This window comes from Bradyrhizobium sp. IC4060 (genome assembly GCF_020193715.1).
GTDB classification, from domain to species: domain Bacteria; phylum Pseudomonadota; class Alphaproteobacteria; order Rhizobiales; family Xanthobacteraceae; genus Bradyrhizobium; species Bradyrhizobium yuanmingense.
The window spans coordinates 796,894-817,127 of record NZ_JADYVJ010000003.1; the positions used below are offsets into that span (position 1 = coordinate 796,894).

22 protein-coding genes are annotated in these 20,234 nt (G+C 64.5%); 11 read left to right on the forward strand and 11 right to left on the reverse strand.

The genetic code is table 11. The annotated features are described in order from the left end of the window. The first annotated feature begins 14 nt into the window (after nt 1–14). Both I6F16_RS15555 and I6F16_RS15560 read left to right on the forward strand, forming a co-directional pair. Nucleotides 15–434, forward strand: coding sequence for a thioesterase family protein (locus I6F16_RS15555; protein WP_225173841.1), 420 nt, complete (start codon nt 15–17; stop codon nt 432–434). A 90-nt stretch (nt 435–524) separates the two neighbouring features. Next, nucleotides 525–1,676, forward strand: a complete 1,152-nt coding sequence (locus I6F16_RS15560; protein ID WP_225173842.1) for an ABC transporter substrate-binding protein — start codon at nt 525–527, stop codon at nt 1,674–1,676. Nucleotides 1,677–1,937: 261 nt separating this feature from the next. Here the strand turns inward: I6F16_RS15560 and I6F16_RS15565 are convergent, their stop codons facing one another. Then, nucleotides 1,938–2,666 carry a glutathione S-transferase family protein gene (locus I6F16_RS15565; RefSeq protein WP_036021027.1) on the reverse strand — a complete coding sequence of 243 codons (729 nt, stop codon included), beginning with the start codon at nt 2,664–2,666 and terminating at the stop codon, nt 1,938–1,940. A 38-nt stretch (nt 2,667–2,704) separates the two neighbouring features. Continuing rightward, nucleotides 2,705–2,980 carry a hypothetical protein gene (locus I6F16_RS15570; RefSeq protein ID WP_225126601.1) on the reverse strand — a complete coding sequence of 92 codons (276 nt, stop codon included), beginning with the start codon at nt 2,978–2,980 and terminating at the stop codon, nt 2,705–2,707. A gap of 113 nt (nt 2,981–3,093) precedes the next feature. Between I6F16_RS15570 and I6F16_RS15575 the strand changes: the two genes are divergently transcribed. Together I6F16_RS15575 and I6F16_RS15580 are read left to right on the forward strand one after the other, a co-directional pair. Continuing rightward, nucleotides 3,094–3,792, forward strand: coding sequence for a YafY family protein (locus I6F16_RS15575; RefSeq protein WP_025033709.1), 699 nt, complete (start codon nt 3,094–3,096; stop codon nt 3,790–3,792). A gap of 5 nt (nt 3,793–3,797) precedes the next feature. Then, the gene (locus I6F16_RS15580; RefSeq protein ID WP_225146281.1) at nt 3,798–4,112 is read left to right on the forward strand and encodes a YkgJ family cysteine cluster protein; all 315 of its coding nucleotides are present in this window, start codon (nt 3,798–3,800) and stop codon (nt 4,110–4,112) included. Here the strand turns inward: I6F16_RS15580 and I6F16_RS15585 are convergent. After that, on the reverse strand, nt 4,109–4,507 hold the full coding sequence (locus I6F16_RS15585; protein WP_035997226.1) for a hypothetical protein: 399 nt from the start codon (nt 4,505–4,507) through the stop codon (nt 4,109–4,111). The genes I6F16_RS15580 and I6F16_RS15585 overlap by 4 nt on opposite strands. A 281-nt stretch (nt 4,508–4,788) precedes the next feature. Then, the gene (locus tag I6F16_RS15590; protein ID WP_050995827.1) at nt 4,789–5,136 is read right to left on the reverse strand and encodes a DUF3307 domain-containing protein; all 348 of its coding nucleotides are present in this window, start codon (nt 5,134–5,136) and stop codon (nt 4,789–4,791) included. Nucleotides 5,137–5,539: 403 nt separating this feature from the next. Here I6F16_RS15590 and I6F16_RS15595 point away from each other — a divergent pair, with 403 nt between their 5' ends. From I6F16_RS15595 to I6F16_RS15605, 3 genes are all read left to right on the forward strand, one after another. Continuing rightward, nucleotides 5,540–6,985, forward strand: a complete 1,446-nt coding sequence (locus tag I6F16_RS15595) for a TAXI family TRAP transporter solute-binding subunit (protein WP_225173843.1) — start codon at nt 5,540–5,542, stop codon at nt 6,983–6,985. Nucleotides 6,986–7,228: 243 nt separating this feature from the next. After that, nucleotides 7,229–7,447: a hypothetical protein gene (locus I6F16_RS15600; RefSeq protein ID WP_035997220.1), complete on the forward strand. Its 219-nt coding sequence runs from the start codon at nt 7,229–7,231 to the stop codon at nt 7,445–7,447. Nucleotides 7,448–7,570: 123 nt separating this feature from the next. Continuing rightward, nucleotides 7,571–8,356, forward strand: coding sequence for an enoyl-CoA hydratase/isomerase family protein (locus tag I6F16_RS15605; protein ID WP_036036286.1), 786 nt, complete (start codon nt 7,571–7,573; stop codon nt 8,354–8,356). Between the two features lie 7 nt (nt 8,357–8,363). On the opposite strand, the gene I6F16_RS15610 is transcribed toward I6F16_RS15605, so the two are convergent. Further along, entirely contained in the window at nt 8,364–9,008 is a 645-nt protein-coding gene (locus tag I6F16_RS15610; protein ID WP_225146277.1) for a glutathione S-transferase family protein, read from the reverse strand. 86 nt (nt 9,009–9,094) lie between these two features. Here I6F16_RS15610 and I6F16_RS15615 point away from each other — a divergent pair, with 86 nt between their 5' ends. After that, nucleotides 9,095–10,075 carry a YafY family protein gene (locus I6F16_RS15615; RefSeq protein ID WP_225173844.1) on the forward strand — a complete coding sequence of 327 codons (981 nt, stop codon included), beginning with the start codon at nt 9,095–9,097 and terminating at the stop codon, nt 10,073–10,075. A gap of 137 nt (nt 10,076–10,212) precedes the next feature. Then, on the forward strand, nt 10,213–10,461 hold the full coding sequence (locus tag I6F16_RS15620) for a hypothetical protein (protein ID WP_035997328.1): 249 nt from the start codon (nt 10,213–10,215) through the stop codon (nt 10,459–10,461). A 56-nt stretch (nt 10,462–10,517) separates the two neighbouring features. Here the strand turns inward: I6F16_RS15620 and I6F16_RS15625 are convergent, their stop codons facing one another. From I6F16_RS15625 to I6F16_RS15635, 3 genes are all read right to left on the reverse strand, one after another. Further along, a complete protein-coding gene (locus I6F16_RS15625; protein WP_225173845.1) occupies nt 10,518–11,465 on the reverse strand; it encodes a fatty acid desaturase in 948 nt (315 codons plus the stop codon). A 15-nt stretch (nt 11,466–11,480) separates the two neighbouring features. Further along, nucleotides 11,481–12,497, reverse strand: a complete 1,017-nt coding sequence (locus I6F16_RS15630; RefSeq protein ID WP_225173846.1) for an alpha/beta fold hydrolase — start codon at nt 12,495–12,497, stop codon at nt 11,481–11,483. Nucleotides 12,498–12,657: 160 nt separating this feature from the next. Next, entirely contained in the window at nt 12,658–13,461 is an 804-nt protein-coding gene (locus I6F16_RS15635) for an MBL fold metallo-hydrolase (protein WP_225173847.1), read from the reverse strand. Nucleotides 13,462–13,647: 186 nt separating this feature from the next. On the opposite strand from I6F16_RS15635, the gene I6F16_RS15640 reads away from it, so the two are divergent. Beyond that, a complete protein-coding gene (locus tag I6F16_RS15640; RefSeq protein WP_225173848.1) occupies nt 13,648–14,847 on the forward strand; it encodes an MFS transporter in 1,200 nt (399 codons plus the stop codon). Between the two features lie 197 nt (nt 14,848–15,044). Continuing rightward, the gene (locus I6F16_RS15645; RefSeq protein WP_225111537.1) at nt 15,045–15,995 is read left to right on the forward strand and encodes an AraC family transcriptional regulator; all 951 of its coding nucleotides are present in this window, start codon (nt 15,045–15,047) and stop codon (nt 15,993–15,995) included. A 35-nt stretch (nt 15,996–16,030) separates the two neighbouring features. Here the strand turns inward: I6F16_RS15645 and I6F16_RS15650 are convergent, their stop codons facing one another. The 3 genes from I6F16_RS15650 to I6F16_RS15660 all read right to left on the reverse strand — a co-directional run bounded on the left by I6F16_RS15650 (nt 16,031) and on the right by I6F16_RS15660 (nt 20,183). After that, the gene (locus I6F16_RS15650; RefSeq protein ID WP_225111536.1) at nt 16,031–17,644 is read right to left on the reverse strand and encodes an acyl-CoA synthetase; all 1,614 of its coding nucleotides are present in this window, start codon (nt 17,642–17,644) and stop codon (nt 16,031–16,033) included. Nucleotides 17,645–18,197: 553 nt separating this feature from the next. Next, nucleotides 18,198–19,424 carry an ABC transporter substrate-binding protein gene (locus I6F16_RS15655; protein ID WP_225173849.1) on the reverse strand — a complete coding sequence of 409 codons (1,227 nt, stop codon included), beginning with the start codon at nt 19,422–19,424 and terminating at the stop codon, nt 18,198–18,200. Between the two features lie 54 nt (nt 19,425–19,478). Continuing rightward, nucleotides 19,479–20,183 (reverse strand): DJ-1/PfpI family protein, encoded by a 705-nt coding sequence (locus I6F16_RS15660; protein ID WP_225111534.1) that lies wholly within the window; start codon nt 20,181–20,183, stop codon nt 19,479–19,481. Nucleotides 20,184–20,234: the final 51 nt, after the last annotated feature.

Sequence of the window (20,234 nt, forward strand, 5' to 3'; positions counted from 1 at the left end):
GTAAGGCATCGCTCATGTTCGTGAACCGGCGCGAGGTCCAGATCCAGTGGGGCGATTGCGACCCCGCGAACATCGTCTACTACCCGCGCTATTTCGCGATGTTCGACGATTCGACCTCGATGCTGTTCGAGGCCGCCGGCTTCTCCAAGCAGGACCTGGTCCGCAAATATGGCCTGGTGGGCATCCCGATGGTCGACACGCGGGCCAAGTTCTACATCCCCTCGGCCTATGGCGACTGGATCACCATCGAGACCAGAATCGAGAGCATCAAGCGCTCGAGCTTCGAGGTGAAGCACAATGTCTACAAGGGCGAGGCGCTCGCGATCGAGGGTTTCGAGACCCGCGTCCTGGTGGGCCGCGACCCTGATAACCACGACAAGCTGAAATCCGCACCATTCCCGGCGGAAATGGTAGCCAAGTTCACGGGGAGTTAAGCGCGGAGCTAAATCGCCGCATCACCAAAAGACGGGGCTGAATTACCCCGCGATTTCTGCTTTCAAATAAACACGTCAAGGGAGGAATAGATGAAACGCTTTTATTTAACCGCTGCCATCACTGCGGCTGCGCTGGCCCTGCCGGCATTGCCCGCGCTAGCCCAGACCAGCGAAGTCACCATCGGCATCACCACGACCACGACCGGCCCCGGTGCGGCCCTCGGCATTCCCGAGCGCAACGCGCTGGAATTCGTGCCGAAGGAGATCGGCGGCGTGCCGTTGAAGGTGATCGTGCTCGACGACGGCGGCGATCCCACCACCGCTACCACCAACGCCCGCCGCTTCGTCACCGAATCCAAGGCCGACATCATCATGGGCTCGGCGCTGACGCCGCCGACCATCGCGGTCTCCAACGTCGCCAACGAGGCCGGTATCCCGCACTTCGGTCTGGCGCCCTTCCCGATCACGCCGGAGCGCATGAAGTGGTCGGTGGCGATGCCGCAGCCGATTCCGATCGTCGGCAAGGTGCTGTACGACCACATGAAGTCCAAAGGCGTGAAGACGCTCGGCTACATCGGCTATTCCGATTCCTACGGCGACCTCTGGTTCAACGACCTGAAGGCGCAGGCCGTGCCGATGGGCATGACCATCGTCGACGAGGAGCGCTTCGCCCGTCCCGACACTTCGGTGACCGGCCAGGTGCTGAAGCTCGTCGCCGCCAATCCCGACGCCATCCTGGTCGGCGCCTCCGGCACCGCGGCGGCGCTGCCGCAGACCGAGCTGCGCGAGCGCGGCTACAAGGGCCTGATCTACCAGACCCACGGCGCGGCCAGCATGGACTTCATCCGCATTGCCGGCAAAGCAGCGGAAGGCGTGCTGATGGCCTCGGGTCCCGTCATGGCCCCCGAGGAACAGCCGGACAGCGCGCTGACCAAGAAGCCGGGCCTCGCGCTGAACTCCGCCTACGAGGCAAAGTACGGCCCCAACAGCCGCAGCCAGTTCGCCGGCCATTCCTTTGATGCGTTCGAGATCCTCAAGCGCGTCATTCCGGCGGCGTTGAAGACGGCCAAGCCCGGCACGCCGGAATTCCGCGAAGCCATCCGCCAGGCGCTGCTGACGGAGAAGGAGCTGGCGGCGAGCCAGGGCGTCTACAACTTCACCGAAAAGGACCGCTACGGCCTCGACGAGCGCTCGCGCATCCTGCTCACGGTGAAGGACGGCAAGTACACGCTGGTGAAGTAGGCGTCGCCAAGATTCGAGACAACGAGAGCCGGCCCGATGGGCCGGCTCTTTTGTTTGGTCAATGGCGTGAGCTGCGGCACCGGCGCAGGTGCGCCCCCTCTCCCGCTTGCGGGAGAGGGTTGGGGAGAGGGTGCCTCCGCGTTGGGACCCTCCGAGACTTACGGAGAAAACCCCCTTGAGGAGAAAACCCTCACCCGGCGCTTCGCGCCGACCTCTCCCGCAAGCGGGAGAGGTTGCACCGAGTCAGCCGATGCACCGCGGCTACGCCGCCTGCCGCAGCGGCGTCCAGGCGAACTCGGGATAATAGTCGTCCATCATGCGGTCGACATAAGCGGTGAGGTTCGGAAATCCCTCGGCCCGCTCGCGCAAAGCGGATTCGAAGAACGGTGAGAGGACGCCGGCGAGCATACCGAACGCAGTGGCATCGACGCCGCAGGGCCTGTTGCCCATCAGGAAGGCTTTGTCGCCGAGCTGCACCGACAGCGCGAACAGCGAACGCACGGCAAGATCGACGTCGTCATCCGGCGCATGGCGGCCGAGGCCAGAGAGCAGATAGTTCTCGGCGACGCGGAATTGAGCGTCCTCGCGCAGCTTCTCGCGATTGTGCTCCGGCGCACCGTCGAAGAAATGCGCGGGCCCCTTGGCGAAATTGACCGGATCGACCCAGCGCGCGCCCACCAGCGCCCAATAGACGTGGTGCTCGATCATGCGCTCGAACGCCCAGGCCTGCGCACGCTCGGCCAAGGTGAGGCCGGCATCGAAATCGAAGCCGTAGCGGCGCTCGATATGGGCCCGGATGAAGGTGGAATCGGCCACCGCCTCGCCGCCATCGTCGATGAAGGGCAGCTGCCCCTTGGGCGAGGCCGGCGGCATCGCCCGCTCTTTCCGATAAGGCAGTCCCGCCATCTTGAGCTGCACCTCGGTCTTGGTGACGAAGGGGCTGATTTCCGGCAGGCCGAAGCCGGCGCCAAAGCCGTAAAGCGTGATCATGCAAGCTCTCCTGAACCTGTCGAACGAGTGGAAGGAACCTAGCGGCCGGCTGCTGCCACCATGGTGGCAGCAGCCGTGATATCTTCTGCGAAGCGGGCCCCGCGCCAGGCGCGGCCCATCAGATGGCGGACCAGCGCATTCGCGGCATGGTTCAGCGAGCGTGTCACCACGCTTGCGAGCGCAAATCGGAGATCAACGGCCATGAGATCGAGCGGAACGAGGCGGCCAAACGCCCAAGCCCGCAACATTTGGCCGTGCCACAGCTGCGCCCGCCACAGTGGACCGGCCTGGCCGAAATGGGTTGGAATGATCATGGACAAATCCTCTTCAGTCGATGTGTTGTCCCGGTATAGAACCCCCCTGCTGCCAACATCCTGTCAGCAGCCGCGCGCCGACTTCTGATCCGTCGTTCGAGAAGAGAACTGTCATGAGACGCGCCGACCGGCTGTTTCAAATCATCCAGGTGCTAAGGCGCACGCGTAAGCCACTGACGGCAGACGCGATCGCGGCCGAGCTCGAGACTTCGAAGCGCACCATCTATCGCGACATCGCAACCCTGATCGGCCAGCGCGTGCCGATCCGCGGCGAAGCCGGCATGGGTTACATCCTGGAAAAGGGTTTCGACCTGCCGCCCCTGATGCTGACGCCGGACGAGATCGAGGCGGCCGTGCTGGGCGCGCAATGGGTCGCAGGCCACGCCGATTCCGCGCTGGCGCGCGCGGCCGAAGACTTGATGGCCAAGATCGCCGATACCGTCCCGGAGCGCCTGCGCCCCTTCGTACTGGAGCCGGCGAGCCGGGCGCGTCCGAGCTGGAACCGGGAACCGGACCGCCTGGACATGGCGCGCACCCGCACCCAAATCCACGAAGGCAAGAAGATCATGCTGCGCTATCGCGACGAACAGGGCCGCCCCAGCGAGCGCATGATCTGGCCGATCTCGGTCGGCTATCTCGAAGCCGTGCGGCTGCTGGCGGCCTGGTGCGAGCTGCGCGGCGACTTCCGCAGCTTCCGCACCGACCGCGTGGTCGAGGCGACCTATCTCGACGAGAAATATCCGGAACGGCGCGACGTGCTGCGCGCGAGATGGCGGCAGAGCCTGGTCTGGGGTCCGCCGAAGGACACGTGAGAACGATGGACGAGACCGAGCTGTCGAGCTGTTGCCAGGGCTGCGGCGCCTGCTGCGGCTATTCGCAAAACTGGCCGCGCTTCTCGATCGAGAGCGACGAGGAGCTTGAGCTGATCCCGGAGGCGCTCGTCAACGACCGGCAATCGGGCATGCGCTGCGAGGGCGATCGCTGCGCGGCATTGCAAGGCGAGATCGGAAGGATGACGGCCTGCGGCATCTATGACGTGCGGCCGGAGGTGTGCCGCACCTGCATGCCTGGTGACGCCGAATGCGCGATGGCGCGGCGGAAGTTCGGCCTGCCCGTTATCGAGGCCGCTTAGGCGGGGACGGCTTCGCCGATCTCGTCGTCGAGCTCGTCATCGAGCGGTGCGAGCACCGAGAGCGGCTTGGTCGACAGCGTGATCGGCTTGCGCCCACCCGTCAGCGACGTCGAAGCTTTCGCGGTGCCTTCGCGCGACAGCGCGAAGAGCGTCGAGCCGACGCGGCCGCCATTCTCGATCAGGTCGCGCTCGCTGCAGCTCGCTGCGATCGCGACCGCCAGCGAGTGCAAATGGCTCCGGCGGTAGCAGAACAGCGCCAGCCTGGCGCGCACGTCAGGGGAAACACTCTCAACCAGCCTCGGCAAGCCACTCTCGCTGGCGCGATACATCTCGCCAAGGAGCTCGTCGCGGACCGGGCAGAAATCGCTTTCAAAGGCGTCGCGGCTTGAAAACATTGCAGTTCTCCCTCGTGTAAGGAAGATGCAGCGCAATTCTCTAACGAAAGGTTAACCACGCTGCCCGGTAGTCACCCGGGGTGGTTGCGCGTCGGCCGCGAATCGGTGGGACGCCTTGGTGGGGTTTTCAAAGTCTTCCGCGGCGTCATGGCCGGGCTTGTCCCGACCCTTCACGGAAAGCCAGGAGGCACGAAGAACGTGGAGGCCCGGGACAAGCCCGGGCATGATGATCCCTCGTGCTGATGGCGATTGCCTCTCCCCGAAAGGCCCAAAGGCGACCTTCAGTTCGCCGCCATGAAGATCGCGAGGCCGAAGCCGGTCAGGTGGTGCAGCGCCTGGTCGACGCCGATCAGGGTCCAGAACCAGGGATGGGCGAGGTCGACGCCGAAATTGGCGGAGACGTATCCCTTGGCGCGGTCGATCGTGATGTGGATCAGGAAGTCGAAGAAGGCCACGAACCAGAATCGCGGCGCCACGATCACAATCAGCGGCAGCGCGACGGCAAGGTGGACCAGGCAGTGCACCAGGAGCGGCAGGGCCCAGCCATGCTTCTGATCCTTGCCGTGCGCCATCCAGGCGGTTTGAAGAACGAAATCGGCGATGACGTGCTTGAAGGTGAGCAGCAACATCCAGCCAATGAGCGCTTCAACCGGAATCGCCGATGACATGGGTGGAAACGACAAAGCTGACGCCCTCATTGACGTGACGAGAAGAATTGGAGCGTTCAGCGCAACTTCTTCTTGGACCGGTCAAATCGCCGGGACGCGCAATTTATGACATCTCCCGCGGCGGAATGCAGCCGGGTGGAACCGGAAAATCGCCAAGTGTGGCTAACCGGTGATAGGATGGCCAATCGCCGCGGACATATCGACTAAGGTTACCTCCGGCTCGAAATTTGCATTCCGCTGCCTCCGCGCTATCATCGGCGATCGGGAATATCGTTCTTTTTTCAGGCGTTTACGAATTACCGGGCCCGCCGCGCTTCCAAGCCACGCGCCGCCGCCAGCCAAACGATAAGGCCAGAGTGCCGCCATGAGTACCGAAGGCCCCATCGCATCGCCGACCATGCCGCCGCCCCGGCGCCCCAAGGTGATCAAGACCAACCAGCAGCAGGTTCTCCTCTACGTCGTGCTGACCCTGCTGCTGTCGTTCGCCACCGTCTGGGCCGGCCGCACGCTGGTGCACAATTCGGAGACGCTGACCTTTGCCGTCGGCGGCCCCAACAGCGATGAGGCGCTGTTCGCGGCCAAGCTCGCCGCCCTCCTGAAGAACAACGCGTCGCGCTTGCGGATCAACATCGTCAACAACGCCGACAATGCCAAGGCGCTCGCGCAGTTCGACCGCAGGCAGGCCGACCTCGCCGTGCTGCGCACCGACGCCAAGGTGCCGCTGCGGGCGCGCACGCTCGCGATCCTCGACCACGACGTCGTGCTCCTGCTCGGTCCCGGCAACAAGAAGATCAAGTCGCTGGCCGAATTGAAGAAGAAGAAGGTCGCGGTCATCGCCGAGAACGAAGCCTCGCTCGCCTTCGTCCGCAACATCCTCGACGTCCCCGATGGCCCTGAGGCTGCGAAGATCCAGATGGCGCCGCAGGGCGCGACGCTCGACAAGCTGTTCGCCCCGGCGAACGGCTTCAGCGCGGTGATCGCGATCGTCCGCGCCTCGAAGGCGATCCGGGACAAATCCTATGAGCAAGCCGCCAAGCGCGGCGGCTTCACGCTGAACACCATCGAAGAAGCCAAGACGCTGGCGCGCAAATTTCCCGGCATTTCCGACGAGACCGTGACAGCCGGCTCGGTGTCGACATCCCCGCAGATTCCCGACGACGATCTCGACACGATCGGTCTCGAATGGCTGCTGGTCGCGCAATCCCGGATGTCCCCAAGCACGGCCGGCGAGCTCGCCCGCATCGTCTACGAGAACAAGTCGGCGCTAGGGCTCGACAACGGCTTTGCCACCAGGATCGAGCCGGCCTCGGTCGAGAAGGACGCCTTCGTGGTCGCGCATCGGGGCGCCGCCGACTACATCAACGACGACACCAAGTCGTTCGTGGATAAGTACAGCGACCTGATGTATCTGGGCGTCGCAGCGCTCAGCGTCATCGGCTCGATCTTCGCCGCGATCTACGCCAAGATCACCCGCATCGCGCCGGAGAAGGCCAGCGAGCTCTCGACCGCCATCCTCGACATCGGCGAGCGGATCGAGCACGCCCATTCGCTGGATCAGCTCGAATGTCTCCAGGATGAGCTCGAGACCATCTTGCGCGGTGCCGTCATCGGCCTCAGGGACGGCACGATCAGTACCGACGGGCTCGACACCTTCAAGCTCGGCTACGAATTCGTCCGTGACGAGATCGGCATGCGCCGCGACTATCTGAAACGTCATGCCGGCGAAGCCGACAAGACGGTACGCGATGCCGGCCCGGCTCCGTCAGACGACAGCAATGTCGTGGTGGTGAAGACCGCCCAGAGCGCCTGACAGCCGCCCCCACCGTTGTCGTGTCCCGGACAAGCTGCAATGCCGAAGGCATCCCAGCGATGAGCCGGACCCAGGAACCGGCACAATATCCGTGACCACATGGACCCCGGTCCTGCGGTGCATCACTTCGTGCTGCGCCGCGTCCGGGGCACGAGACGGAGGCTACCCGTCCGATCGCCAGCCAGTCTGGAACCCCTGCCCACCCGCAACCGTTGGTTTCCGGTTGCAACCGGAGAACGCGGCATGCGTGCACTCCTCATCATCCTCCTTCTGGCAATGCTGGCGGCGGCCGGCTACTTCGCCTATTCCGCAATGGCGGTCGAAGGTGAGCCGATCCCGACGGAAGGCTATGTGGCACTGGCGCTGGGCGCGGGGTTTTCCGTCATCGTCGGCGTCGGGCTGATGGTGCTGCTGTTCTTCAGCAGCCGCCGCGGCTACGACGAGCCGCCACATTTCAGGTAAGGCACCCCGCCAGGGACGGCGGCGTGGACGGCCGGCCCGCTGCAGCGGCGCGGCAAACGACCGGCGCCGTCGTTGACGGCCTCCGCCCGGGCGGGCACTTTGGCGCCGACAACGGAGACGAGAATGTCGGACACAGCCGACGCAGCATCTAGCCCCCTGCTCGAAATCATCGGCGCCCGCGCCACCATCCGCCTCAACCGGCCGAAACATCTCAACCGGCTGCAGGCGGAGGATCTCGACGAGCTGACGAGACTGTTCGACCGGGTCGAGGCCGATCCCGATATTCGCGTGCTGGTGCTGACCGGAACCGGGCGCGCCTTCTCCGCCGGCTACGATCTCAATTCGGTCGCGGAACGCGCGGTCAGCGCGGGCGAGCAGCAGAGCGCGGGCTCGGCCTTCGAGGCCGTCGTCAACCGGCTCGAGGATCTCGGCGTGCCGACCATCTGCCGGCTCAATGGCGGCGTCTATGGCGGCTCGACCGACCTCGCACTCGCCTGCGATTTCCGCGTCGGCGTCGATACCGCGGAAATGTTCATGCCGGCGGCGCGCCTTGGGCTGCATTACTACCCGAGCGGCATCAAGCGCTACGTGACCCGCCTCGGCGTCGACAATGCGAAGAAGCTGTTCCTCACCGCGCAGAAGATCGACGCCCCGGAAATGCTGCGCATCGGCTATCTCACCACGATGGTGCCGGTGGAATTCCTGGACGAGGAGGTCGACACGCTCGCTGCGATCCTCGCCGGCAACGCCCCCCAAGCGATGCGCGGCATGAAGCGCGCGATCAACGAGTTCGCCCGCGGCGAGCTCGATGAAGGCGCCGCCGACCGGCGCCACCGCGACAGCATGCGCGGCGACGAGATCAAGGAAGGCATCAAGGCGTTCGCCGACAAGCGGGCACCGCGATTTTGACGCCCTCTCATCCACCCGCCGCGGCGGCATGCTGCGCCGCCATCTCCGCATCTGCGGCATTGATGCGCTGGAACGCCGGCCGCGCCGTCATGCGCTCCGCATAGCGGACGAAGACATCCTTCTTCGGCACGATGCCGAACATCATGGTCCAGCTGAACGCGACGCCCCACAATACGTCGGCCGCCGTCATGCGCTCGCCGAGCAGATAGGGCCCGTTCGCCAGCTGGGCCTCGAGCGCACCCAGCATCGTATCGTAATCGGCATAGGGCGATTGCGTGATCGGCGCCGGCTCTCGCTGCATGAACTTGTCGATCAAGGCCGGCTCGAACGACGACCCATAATAGGCGATCCAGCGCAGATAAGGCCCGCGCAGCGGATCGTTCAGGGCGGGGGTCAGCCCCGCTTGCGGGAACAGGTCGGCGAGATAGATGGTGATCGCGACCTGCTCGGTCACCAGCGCCTCGCCGTGGCGAATCGCCGGCACCTTGCCGAGCGGGTTGAGGGCGAGATAGGCGGGCTTGCGCTGCTCGCCGGCCTTCATGTTGAGGACATGGAGATCGTAAGGAGCTCGCAGCTCCTCCAGCAGCACCCGCGTGCCGGTGGCCCGCGACTGCGGCGAATAGAACAGGGTGATGCGGTTCGGATCGGTCATGGCAGTCTCCATCTGGCCGGCTGGCGATGGCGCCGCTTGTAGCGGACCATACCTGACATCTTGTGTCAGGTATGGTCTAAGGGATCATGCGCGCGAGCCGGATGCTGTCGATCCTCACCACCCTCCAGGCCAGGGGACACGTCACCGCGCCCGAGCTCGCGGAGGCCTGCGAAGTGTCGGTGCGCACGATCTATCGGGACATCGACGCGCTCGCGGCGTCCGGCGTTCCCGTTTATGCAGACCGCGGCGCAGACGGCGGCTATCGCCTGCTCGACGGCTATCGCGTGCGGCTGAATGGACTGTCGCAGAGCGAGGCGGGCGCGTTGTTCCTGGCGGGATTGCCAGGCCCGGCCGCCGCACTCGGGCTCGATGCTGCGATGATCGCCGCCCAAAACAAGCTGATGGCGGCACTGCCCCCGAATTTGCGTGAGGATGCCGGGCGGATGCAGGAGCGTTTCCACCTGGACGCGCCCGGCTGGTTCGGCGAAGCGGAAGACCCGAAGCACCTGCGCACCATCGCCGGCGCCGTGCTGCGCGGGACGCTGATCAGGATCCGGTACCAGAGCTGGCGATCCGAGAAGCAGCGCCGCGTCGCGCCGCTCGGCCTCGTGCTGAAGGGCGGCAGCTGGTATCTCGCAGGACAAGTCGACGGCAGCGTGCGTACCTATCGCGTCGCACGCGTGCTCGACTGCACAGCCCTCGGCGACCACTTCGATCGTCCCGCCGGCTTCGACCTCGCCGCCCATTGGCGGGCTGCGACGCTGCGGCTCGAAGGCGAGATGCACCCCAATGTTGCGATCGTCCGGCTGTCGCCGTTCGGCGTGAAGCTGCTCGACGCGCTCAGCCAGCCCTATGTCAAGGCACGCACACAGCTCGAGGAGACAACCGATGCAGACGGCTGGCGCATTGCGCGCGTGCCGGTCGGAAAGACATCGTGGCATGCCGCGGCCGAACTGCTGCGGCTCGGCCCGGAAGCCGAAGTCCTTGAACCGGCCGATCTCCGCGACAAGATGGCCGAGCTGACGCAGGCGATGGCCGTGCGCTATCGCGCGGCGCAGAAAGCCTGATTGCGGCGCATTCTGCCGCAGCCGACGAAACATTCCTGAAACACGATTCTTCCCGCTTGCCATGAACGCGATCGCGTCTCGTCTCGACGGAAATGCAGGGACGCAACAATGGCCCTAGCGCCGAATGGAGAATGAAGATGTTTCGTAAGCTTGCACTTGGTCTGATCGCCGCCGGCACGCTCGGCGTTGCCGCTCTCGCCCCCACCGCGGCCTCGGCCGGCGGCTTCCATCACCATCATGGTCATCACCACTGGGGTCCCGGCTGGGGCTTTGGCGGTATCTACCTCAACACCGGCGTCAGCAATTGCTATCAGGAGCGCCTGGTCCGGACCCGTCACGGCCTGCGCGTGCGCGTCGTGAACGTCTGCGCCTACGGGATCTACTGATATCTCGATATCACGACAAAGCTCCGGTCGCATCGCGGCCGGAGTTTTGCGTTGAGCTAGCCGGCCTGCCGCTGCCGGCGAAACCAGGCCCAGGTCTCGCGCGTCGTTCTGATGTAGCCGCGGCCGCGATGGACGATCTCGCCGTCGACGATCGCGTTCAGCTTCGGCAGGGCGTGAAAGGGGATCGAGGGATAAGCGTGGTGCTCGACATGATACGGCATGTTCCACGCGAACCATTTGACGATAGCACCGGTGTAAGTCGTGCGGGTGTTCTGAAAGGCGCTGCGGGTGCGGTCGCAACCGGTATGCTCGGCGTAGAGATAGGGCCGCAGGAAGAACTGCCCGATCACGAGCGGCACGATCCAGACCCAGAGCAGCAGCGCTGAAGGGCACCACAGCGACAGCGCGAGCAGCAGGGCGTAGAGCGCGACATAGGCGCGCGCCTCGGCAACGATGGTGCTGCGCTTGCTCTCGGGAATCCATGGCACGACGACCTTGCCGGTGATCGCGTGGCCGAGCATCAGCCGCAGACGGCCGGCGACCTGGAGCAGGCCGCTATAGGCGAGCGCAAGCTGGGTGTCGGACGTCGGCTTCACGCCCACGATCAGCTCGGGATCCCTTTCCGGGTCCTGCGTGTAGCGATGATGGTCCCAGTGAAACAGACAGTAATATTCGTAAGGCAGCCCGATGATGAACGCCGAGAGATAGCCGACGCCGAGATTGAGGCCCCGGCTCCTGAATGCCGTCTTGTGCGCGGTCTCGTGCACCGCCATGAACAGGAAGGCAACGACATAGCCCTGCACCACCATCAGCGGCAGCGCCCAGAGCGCGCCCCAGCTCGACGAAACCCTCCAGATCAGCACGCCCACCAGCACAATCACGCTGTAATGGCCGAGGCTCTGCACCGCACCTCTGATGTTGGAGCGAACCGACAATTCGCGCAGCGTGGTGGGCGTCAGGGGCTTCAGGCGATGGCCGGCGTCCGGAATGGTTGCGTCGCTCATGGTCGGTTGCGTGCCCTACTTGCGGAGAAGCTCGGCGATCTCGGCCTTGATGAAGGCCTGGTTGCGGGGATTGTTGATGGGATTGCCGGCGCGATGGCCATGCAGCGACGGGATCGGATGCAGCACCGCCGATCTCGCGTTGACGAGCTTGCCGAGCTCGTCCTCGTTGTCGTGCACGTCGAAATAACGGTCGGTCGCGCCCGGCATCAGCAGCATGTGGGCCTTGATCGCGGCCAGCGCGCGATCGAGATCGCCGGCGAATGCTGCACACCGACTGATATCGCCACGCTGCCAGATGCCGATCTGCGCCAGAAGATCGTTGGCATCGCGCCGCGCGAAGGTCGCATCCCAGGCGCGGACGAGATAATCCTCGAGTGAAGTGAAGCCGGCCTCGCGCCAGAGCTCGTCGCGGTAGAAGCCGTGCGACATCGCCCAGCCGGCATAGACGCGTCCCATGGCGCGGTAGCCGGCGACGGGTTTTTCGAGGAAACGACCATCGCGGAAGGCGGGATCGGCCGTGAGCGCGGCCTTCACGCTTTCGAGGAAGACGTAGTTGTACGGTGAGCAGCGGGCGCTGCCGCAGACGATCGCGGCGCGCTCGACCATGTCCGGATGCAGCGCCGACCAGTGATAGGCCTGCATGCCGCCCATCGACCAGCCATAGACCAGCGCAAGCTTCGAGATGCCGAAGCGCTCGGTGAGCAGCCGGTGCTGGACCGCGACGGCATCGTGATAGCTCACTTCCGGGAAAGGCGCGGGCGTGTTCGAGGGCGACGACGACAGGCCGTTGCCGAACAGGTTCGGGATGATGATGAAGTAGTGCGTGGGATCGAGCACGCCGTCGGGCCCGATCAGCCATTCAATGTCGGTGTGCTGGGCGCTGAACGAGGTCGGATAGAGGATGACGTTGTCTTTGGCCGGGCTCAGCGTGCCGTAGGTCTTGTAGGCGAGCTTCAGCGCGGGAAACACGGACCCGGATTGGAGCGTGACGTCGCCAGCCTCGAAGATGTCGTAGTCGCGCTGCGCCGTCATGCACTCAGCTCCCGCTCACGGAGGCCGCTAGACCTCACGGCTTCTTCGATGCATCGATCATGCCGGCTCCCGCCAGATGCGCCGTTTGCGCCCGATCTTATAATGTACTTATAGTACACTAATTAGAGGCCGGCAAGATAAATCCGATCCGCAACCCGGCTCAGGCGATGGCCGCGAGATAGCGCGCGACCGACGCAGCAAACGCCGCCTTGGCACCGCTGGCGATGTTGCGGCCCCACCAGGCGCCATAGATCCGGTCGAAGGCGAACGGCTCGACGGCTGACGCAATCCGCCGCACCGCGGCGGCGTTGAGCGGCATGTAGTTCGGATAGGAATACATGAAGCTGACGAAGCGCCGGTCCATCGTCACCTGCGCGATATCTCCCGTGAGCAGCGCGCCCTTGCCGTCCGCACCACGCGCATAATGCAGCACGGTGGCGCCGGCGAAGTGGCCGCCGGTGCGCAGCAGCAGCACGTCGTCGGAGAGGCGATGGCTTTCGCCGGTCCAGTGCACGATCGCCGGATGAGGCCGCGTGACAAAGGCGCGATCGTCGGCGTGCAGATAGACCGGCACGCCACCGAACCTGTCGCTCCAGGCGGCGACCGCGCCATAGTAATGCGGATGCGAGATCGCAATGGCCTTGAGGCCGCCGAGTGCTGCGACGTGGTGGATGGCCTCGTCGGTCGCGAGCGGAATGCAATCCCACATCACGCAGCCGTCGCCGTCAGGCACCAGCAGCGCTCGCTGCCCGATGGCAAAGCTCGGCTCCATGCCGATCCCGGTCAGGCCGAGATCGTCGCGCCCCACCAGTCGGTGCTTGCGCGCGAGCTCCTCGCGCGTGAGGAAAGCTTGACCATCCCAGCCGACGAACTGGCGCTCGTCCTCGCAGATCGGACAGGCCGCAGGGGGTTTTCCGCTATCCGGGAATTGAGCGCCGCAGGTTGCGCAGGTCCAGAGGGGCATCGCGCTGATCCATCATGATCCAGTCTTGCAAGACATGACGTCGCACTCGCCGGATCGCAAGAGCAACCGGAACCAACGCCATGAGAGCAGGTTAAGGTCTGGTCCGCCCGGGCGCACCCGCAGCGCCCGCCGAGTCCGCCTCATGCGAGATCCGATTCGATCGGCAGCATCAAGTTCAGCGTCTCGATGACATCTCGCCCTTCAACGTCTCGCATCTGGCCCCTGTTCGCGCTCAATTTCTTCATGGCCGACATGCAGTCGGGCATCGGGCCGTTCGTCGGGGTCTTCCTTCAGGAACGCGGCTGGGCGACCGGCCTGATCGGCACGGCAATGACGATCGGCAACGTCGCGGGCATGCTGGTCACGACTCCGATCGGCGGCTTCATCGATTCCAGCCGCAACAAGCGGCTGTGGGTAATCATTCCCGGCATCTGCGTCGTCTCGGCGTCCGCAATCATCCTGATCTCGCAAAACTTCTGGGCGGTGACGTTCTCGCAAGTGGCGCAATCGCTGGCGAGCGCCGCCATCGTGCCGGCCGTCACGGGCATCACGCTCGGCATCGCCAAGCAGAAGGGCTTCAATGCGCTCAATGGCCGCAACCAGGCGTATAACCACGCCGGCAACATGGTGGGCGCGGCGCTGTCGGGCTATCTCGGCTACAAGTTCGGCTATGTCGCCGTGTTCGCGCTGGCCGCCGTATTCGGCGCCATCGCCATCGCCTGCGTCATGATGATTCCAGCCCAAGCGATCGACGACCGCGCCGCGCGCGGCAGCAAGGAGGACGATTCCAAGGCGCCGCCAGATGCGATGACGATGCTGCTGAAGCACAAGGCGCTGCTCGTGCTGGCTCTCGCCCTCGCGCTGTTCCACCTCGGCAATGCCGCGATCGTGCCGCTGTACGGACTTGCCGCGGTCGCCGAGGGACAGGCCAACGGCCCGAGCTTCGTCGCAACCACCGTGGTGATCGCACAGGGCGTGATGATCGTCACGTCGCTGATCGCGATGAAGGCCGCGAGCAAGCGCAATTACTGGCCGGTGATCCTGGTGTCTTTCATGTTCTTGCCGGTCCGCGGCGTGCTCGCCTTCTTCGTCACGGGATGGTGGGGCGTGGTGCCGATGCAGGTGCTTGACGGCATCGGCACCGGGCTTCAGACGGTTGCCGTCCCCGGCATGGTCGCGCGCGCGCTCAACGGCACCGGCCGCATCAATCTCGGCCAAGGCGCCGTGATCACCGTGCAGGGCGTCGGCGCGAGCCTCAGCCCGGCTCTCGGCGGCTGGATCGCGCAATGGATCGGCTATGGGCCGACCTTCCTGCTGCTCGGCGGCTTTGGCCTGGCGTCGATCGCGCTTTGGCTGGCCTTCAGTGCGGCGGTGAAGAAGTATTGAGGTTCTCCGGCGCCTGGCGGTCGCGGCGCAGCGTGCTCGATTTGCCCAATAAGGAGGCTGCGGCACCTCGTCGCTGGCTCAGCGCGTAGGTGCGAGTGGTTTTTCGCGCTATCTGGCGCTTTTCTAGTTGCCGCATCCCCGGCGCGCCGACGAAAGTGCGGATCGCAATGAATCGGCAATAGGCGTTCCGGCGATCGATGACCCAGCCGCAGCTCTCATTCGATGGCGACCCGAACGGTGCGGCCTATGAACAATGGCGCGAGCAGTTTTGCCGTCAGGTAGCGAACGTCGATTTCGTGCCGGTTGGTGAAGGGCGCGTTCACCGAACCATTGCGCCTGCCATTCTTCCCCGCCTCAGACTCTCGGCCTCGTTCGGCACGCCGATGTCCTTCGTGTCATTGGGAACGAACGACGAGTTGGTGATCACGACGTCGCCCAATTCGGCATTGCGTGGGGCCATGGGGAAACGGCCACTGGAGGTCGCCGCCGGCGACATCACGATCGGCGATCCCTCGATCAAGGGGGCCCAAATCACGCAACTGGCGTATGGTAATTTCCAGACCGCGCTGCTGCCGCGAAAGGCCCTGCTGCGCGCCTGCCCGAATGCCGAGGACCTGATCGCGGGGTCGATCTCCGGCGCCAACCCGATCACATCGATGTTCCTGCGATATTACGACCTCGCACACGCGCACGCGGACAAGCTCGCGCCGGCGGAGCTCGATGCGGTCTCGCAGCACCTGTTCGACCTCGCCGTCCTGATGCTCGGCGCACGCGGCGATGCCGCCGAAGAGGCTCAATTGCGCGGCCTTGCGGCGGCGCGCTTCGAAGCGCTCAAGTCCGACATCCTGGCGCAGCTGGACAGCCCCGCATTGTCGCTGTCCGACCTCGCAGCCGCGCACCGCATCAGCCCACGCAGCATCCAATTGCTGTTCGAGCGCGCCGGCATCACCTATAGCGGCTTCGTGCTGGAGCAACGATTGCTGCGCGCCGAACGACTGCTGCGAAATCCTGCGATGCGCAGCCGCAAGATCATCGAGATCGCGCACCTCGCCGGATTTCACGACGTCTCTTACTTCCATCGCGCGTTTCGCCGCCGTTTCGGAGCGACGCCCGACGACGTCAGGAAGCTGGCTGGCGAGGCCGAATAGGCGAGTTCGCCGCGACGGCGCCGGAACGGCGCCTGCTACGTCCCAAAGCTCTTCTGCACCGCCTTGTCGAGCGTCTCGCCGCCGACGAAGCGCTGGCGCAGCTCGCGCTTGAGCAGCTTGCCGCTCGGATTCTTCGGCAGGGCGTCCACGAAGATCACGCGCTTGGGCACCTTGAAGTGGGCCATATGGCCGGCGCAATGTCTGATGACGGTTTCTTCGTCGAGCTTTGCCCCGGTCTTGACCACGACGATGGCGGTCACCGCCTCGATCCAGCGCGGATCGGGCAGGCCGACGACCGCGACTTCGGAGACCTCCGGGATGCGATAGACCATCTCCTCGACCTCGCGGCTCGCGACGTTCTCGCCGCCGGTCTTGATCATATCCTTGACGCGGTCGACCACGGTGATGTGGCCTTCCTCGTCGACCGTGGCGAGATCGCCGGAATGAAACCAGCCGCCGGTGAATGCCGCCGCGGTCTTGACCGGATCGTTGTAATACCCGGAGAGCAGATGCGGCGAGCGATGCACGATCTCGCCGACTTCGCCGACCTTGACATCCTCCATCGCCGTGTTGACGACGCGCGTCTCGACATTGAGCACGGGCTTGCCGGCGGAGCCTGCCTTGCGGAGCTGGTCCTCCGGCCGCAGCACGGTCGCGAGCGGCGCGATCTCGGTCTGGCCGTAGAAATTCCAGAACTTGACGGCCGGCAGCCGGCGCTGCAATTCGAGCAGTACCTCCACCGGCATGATCGAGGCGCCGTAATAGCCCTTCTGCAACGTCGACAGATCGGTCTTGTCGAAGTTCGGCGAGCGCAGCATCGCGATCCAGATCGTCGGCGGCGCGAAGAACGAGGTGATCCTGTGCGCCTGGATCAGCGCCAGGATGTTGTCGGCCGTCGGCTTGCCCGTGATCACGCCGGAGGCGCCGAGATACACCTGCGGGCCCAGGAACACATCCAGCTGCGCGCAATGATAGAGCGGCAAGGCGTGCAGGAACTTGTCGTCCACGCTCATGCCGCCATCGATGATGCAGCTGACATACTGCCACATCACGGCTTCATGGGTCAGCATCGCGCCCTTGGGCAGCGATTCCGTGCCCGAGGTGTAGACGATCTGCGCGAGATCGCGGCTATCGACCGAGGCGTCCAGGAACGACCCGTCGGGATGCAATAGATCATCGAAGGTGGTGAGGTCGGCAGGCGCCGCGGCCGGATCCTCGCCCGGCAGCCAGATCATCTTCTCGACCGCGCAATCCTTCGCGCTCGCCGCGCGTGCCGGCCCGACGAAATCGGGACCGGTCGCGAGCAGCTTGGCGCCGGAGCTCTTCAGGATGAAATTGATCTCGTCCGGATTGAGCATGAAATTGATCGGCACCAGCACCGCGCCGATCCGTGCGGCCGCGAAGCGCAGCGCCGCGAAGGCGTGCGAGTTGCGCGAGAGCACGGCGAGGCGATCGCCCTTCCCGACGCCGAGCCCGAGCAGGCCGCGGCCGAGCCGGTTGCAGATCGCATCCATCTCGGCAAAGCTCCAGCTGACATCGCCGCAGCTCACGGCGAGCTTGCTCGGCTCACGGCCTGCGGAGCGGCGCAGGAGATCGCCGATGGAATGCTCGCGCGCTTTCGAGATGGTGGCTGCGGTGTCGCCGGTCATTTCTTCCCCGTGGAATTTCGCTCGGCTCAACGCTCGCGAGCTTTCGTGTTTCGCGGAACGTAGTCGGCGCTGTCAGCGACGTCAAATTGCACGGGGCACATCAAAACTCGCGAAAACAACCCCATGCACAGTAGACGGGGGCTGCAAGATCAATGGGTTAGGTGTGGAGCCGGATTGGGTGCGGGTCGGGCAGGCTTTCAGGAGCCAAGAGGCCGAGGAATCGTGGTGACTCGCCTGTCCGGCTCGCCCAAGCGAGCCGAGGCGAATTGGCCGCGATCGTTGCCGCCATTCCGAATGGGGTCTCTCGCGATTTGCTTCGTCGGGCAAAACAGGAGCATAGTGGCATCATCGCAGGAGGTCGGGCGGGCCGGGATGTGGCGGCGCCTTTCGGCGAGCGAGTTGCGCGGTTGAGGCTCGTCAGGCCTTTTTGTTTTCTCCAACGTTGGCCGATGCACAGTTGGAGTTGGCGCGGTCCAGCACCGTCACCGTAATGCGCGCCGACCAAGCTCACGATCACGATTATCCATCAGGTCGCGGGATTGGCACTCCAACCTCAATTGCCCCGCTTGACCAGTGGGCATTCACTGTCAGCCAGCGAAGCGTAGACTTCGCCGCTTGGAATTTTCTCGAGCACGTTATAGTACTCCCAGGGTGCCTTGACCTCGGACGGATCCTTCACCTGCACAAGATAGAAGTCGTGCACGAGCTTGCCGTCGTCGCGCAACCTCGCGCCGCGTGCGTAGAAATCGTCGACGGGCGTCGAGCGCATCTTCTCCAGCACTGGATCCGTCGCATCCGTGCCTGCGGCAGCGACTGCTTTCAGATAGTGGCTGACGCCGGAATAGACCGCGGCTTGCGGTGCCGTGGGCATGGCGCTGCGAAGCTTGAAGAAGCGCTGGCCGAACGCCCTGCTCTCGTCATCCAACGCCCAGTACCATGCCGTCAGCGTGGTCAGGCCCTTGGCGGTTTTCGGGCCCATCGCATGAACATCAGTGTCGAACATCAGTTCGGCCACCGGCTTCTGGCTTCCCGTGTTCATGCCGAACTCGTTCCATTGCTTCATCAGGTTGACGAGCTGGTCGCCGGCATTGGCGAAGGCGATCGCCTTGGCGCCGGACGCCTTCGCCTGCAGGATGAAAGAGCTGTAGTCCGCGTTGCCAATCGGGTGATACACCGCGCCGAGCGACTTGCCGCCCGCCGCCGCCAGCACGCGCTGCGATTCCGACACCATGTTCTTGCCGAACGCGTAATCGGCCGCGATGAAGAACCAGGTGTCGTAGCCCTGGCTGACCAGGGTGCGGATCGGTCCCGACACCAGATTGTAGGAATCGTGCAGCCACGCCAGGCCGTTTCGCGAACATTGTTTGCCCGTCAGTTCGGTGGTCGCCACCGCCGAGTAGACCGCAATCTTGTTCTTGTCACGCGCCAGCGACTGGATCGCCAGCCCCACGGCCGAATTGGAGACGTCGGCGACCATGTCGACGCCGTCGACGTCGAACCATTTGCGGACAATGCCGACGCCGATATCGGGCTTGTTCTGGTGATCGGCGGCCAAAATCTCGACATTGATCGACGGCACCAGTTTCTGAAAGTCTTCCGCCGCCATCCTGGCTGCCGCCACGGAGCCCGATGCCGACAGGTCGGACAATGGCCCGGTCTGGTCATTGATGATGCCGATCCGGACCACGCGACCGGAGAGTTCGGCGGCGTGGGTGGGCAGAAAAGATGCGATGAAAGTCCCAACGACGAGAAGCGTAGCGATGCGGCCGTGCCAGTTCATGCGAACACCTTTCCAATAAGGGCGCTTGTACCTTTCCTCCCTGTCTCGAACAGCTTAAGCCGCCGTTGCTCTCGCCTTGAGTTTAGAAACCGCCTTCTGCACCGCGGCTGCGCGCTTTTGCAGCCAAGGTTCGGCCTCGCGGCGCATGCGGGAAATCAGCTCACGCGGCGCATTCTGCACGGTGATGTCGAACGGCGGCTGCGGCTGATATTCCAGCATCAGCTGGAGGTTTTTTGCAACGTCTTCGCCGCAGAGTTCGGCGGCAACCTGAAAACCGAAATCGATACCGGCGGTGACCCCACCGCCGGAAATGCGGTTGCGGTCGACCACGACGCGTTCGTCGACGGCGATGGCGCCAAACGCAGCAAGCTGGTCGCTCATCAGCCAATGGCAGGCTGACCTGTATCCATCGATGAGGCCCGCGGCGCCGAGGATCAGACAGCCGGCGCAAACTGAGGTGATGTAGCGCGCCGATCCACCCTTGTCGCGAACGAAGGCAATCACCTCGTCATCGTCCATGGTGGCGACTTGTCCCGGACCGCCGCCGATGCAGAACACGTCCAGATCCGGGCAGTCGGCAAAGGTCGTGGTTGGCAGCAGCGGCAGACCGACGTCGCTGACGACGGGCTCGATGCGCTTCCACAGCAGGTGCATGCGGACGTTCGGCAGACGGGCAAAAACTTCGAATGGTCCGGTGACGTCCAGTTGCGTCATCCCAGGATAGTACAGAATTCCGATTTCGATCCGCTTGCCGGACATGGAGCCCTCCTAACGTTGGATAACTCATGTTGACAGCGGAGGGCCTTTGCC

What these genes read in the sequence shown, in the direction of transcription:
- I6F16_RS15555 (WP_225173841.1), top strand. Translation starts at nt 15, where the DNA reads ATGTTCGTGAACCGGCGCGAGGTCCAGATCCAGTGGGGCGATTGCGAC.
- I6F16_RS15560 (WP_225173842.1), top strand. Translation starts at nt 525, where the DNA reads ATGAAACGCTTTTATTTAACCGCTGCCATCACTGCGGCTGCGCTGGCC.
- I6F16_RS15565 (WP_036021027.1), bottom strand. Translation starts at nt 2,666, where the DNA reads ATGATCACGCTTTACGGCTTTGGCGCCGGCTTCGGCCTGCCGGAAATC.
- I6F16_RS15570 (WP_225126601.1), bottom strand. Translation starts at nt 2,980, where the DNA reads ATGATCATTCCAACCCATTTCGGCCAGGCCGGTCCACTGTGGCGGGCG.
- I6F16_RS15575 (WP_025033709.1), top strand. Translation starts at nt 3,094, where the DNA reads ATGAGACGCGCCGACCGGCTGTTTCAAATCATCCAGGTGCTAAGGCGC.
- I6F16_RS15580 (WP_225146281.1), top strand. Translation starts at nt 3,798, where the DNA reads ATGGACGAGACCGAGCTGTCGAGCTGTTGCCAGGGCTGCGGCGCCTGC.
- I6F16_RS15585 (WP_035997226.1), bottom strand. Translation starts at nt 4,507, where the DNA reads ATGTTTTCAAGCCGCGACGCCTTTGAAAGCGATTTCTGCCCGGTCCGC.
- I6F16_RS15590 (WP_050995827.1), bottom strand. Translation starts at nt 5,136, where the DNA reads ATGTTGCTGCTCACCTTCAAGCACGTCATCGCCGATTTCGTTCTTCAA.
- I6F16_RS15595 (WP_225173843.1), top strand. Translation starts at nt 5,540, where the DNA reads ATGAGTACCGAAGGCCCCATCGCATCGCCGACCATGCCGCCGCCCCGG.
- I6F16_RS15600 (WP_035997220.1), top strand. Translation starts at nt 7,229, where the DNA reads ATGCGTGCACTCCTCATCATCCTCCTTCTGGCAATGCTGGCGGCGGCC.
- I6F16_RS15605 (WP_036036286.1), top strand. Translation starts at nt 7,571, where the DNA reads ATGTCGGACACAGCCGACGCAGCATCTAGCCCCCTGCTCGAAATCATC.
- I6F16_RS15610 (WP_225146277.1), bottom strand. Translation starts at nt 9,008, where the DNA reads ATGACCGATCCGAACCGCATCACCCTGTTCTATTCGCCGCAGTCGCGG.
- I6F16_RS15615 (WP_225173844.1), top strand. Translation starts at nt 9,095, where the DNA reads ATGCGCGCGAGCCGGATGCTGTCGATCCTCACCACCCTCCAGGCCAGG.
- I6F16_RS15620 (WP_035997328.1), top strand. Translation starts at nt 10,213, where the DNA reads ATGTTTCGTAAGCTTGCACTTGGTCTGATCGCCGCCGGCACGCTCGGC.
- I6F16_RS15625 (WP_225173845.1), bottom strand. Translation starts at nt 11,465, where the DNA reads ATGAGCGACGCAACCATTCCGGACGCCGGCCATCGCCTGAAGCCCCTG.
- I6F16_RS15630 (WP_225173846.1), bottom strand. Translation starts at nt 12,497, where the DNA reads ATGACGGCGCAGCGCGACTACGACATCTTCGAGGCTGGCGACGTCACG.
- I6F16_RS15635 (WP_225173847.1), bottom strand. Translation starts at nt 13,461, where the DNA reads ATGCCCCTCTGGACCTGCGCAACCTGCGGCGCTCAATTCCCGGATAGC.
- I6F16_RS15640 (WP_225173848.1), top strand. Translation starts at nt 13,648, where the DNA reads ATGACATCTCGCCCTTCAACGTCTCGCATCTGGCCCCTGTTCGCGCTC.
- I6F16_RS15645 (WP_225111537.1), top strand. Translation starts at nt 15,045, where the DNA reads ATGACCCAGCCGCAGCTCTCATTCGATGGCGACCCGAACGGTGCGGCC.
- I6F16_RS15650 (WP_225111536.1), bottom strand. Translation starts at nt 17,644, where the DNA reads ATGACCGGCGACACCGCAGCCACCATCTCGAAAGCGCGCGAGCATTCC.
- I6F16_RS15655 (WP_225173849.1), bottom strand. Translation starts at nt 19,424, where the DNA reads ATGAACTGGCACGGCCGCATCGCTACGCTTCTCGTCGTTGGGACTTTC.
- I6F16_RS15660 (WP_225111534.1), bottom strand. Translation starts at nt 20,183, where the DNA reads ATGTCCGGCAAGCGGATCGAAATCGGAATTCTGTACTATCCTGGGATG.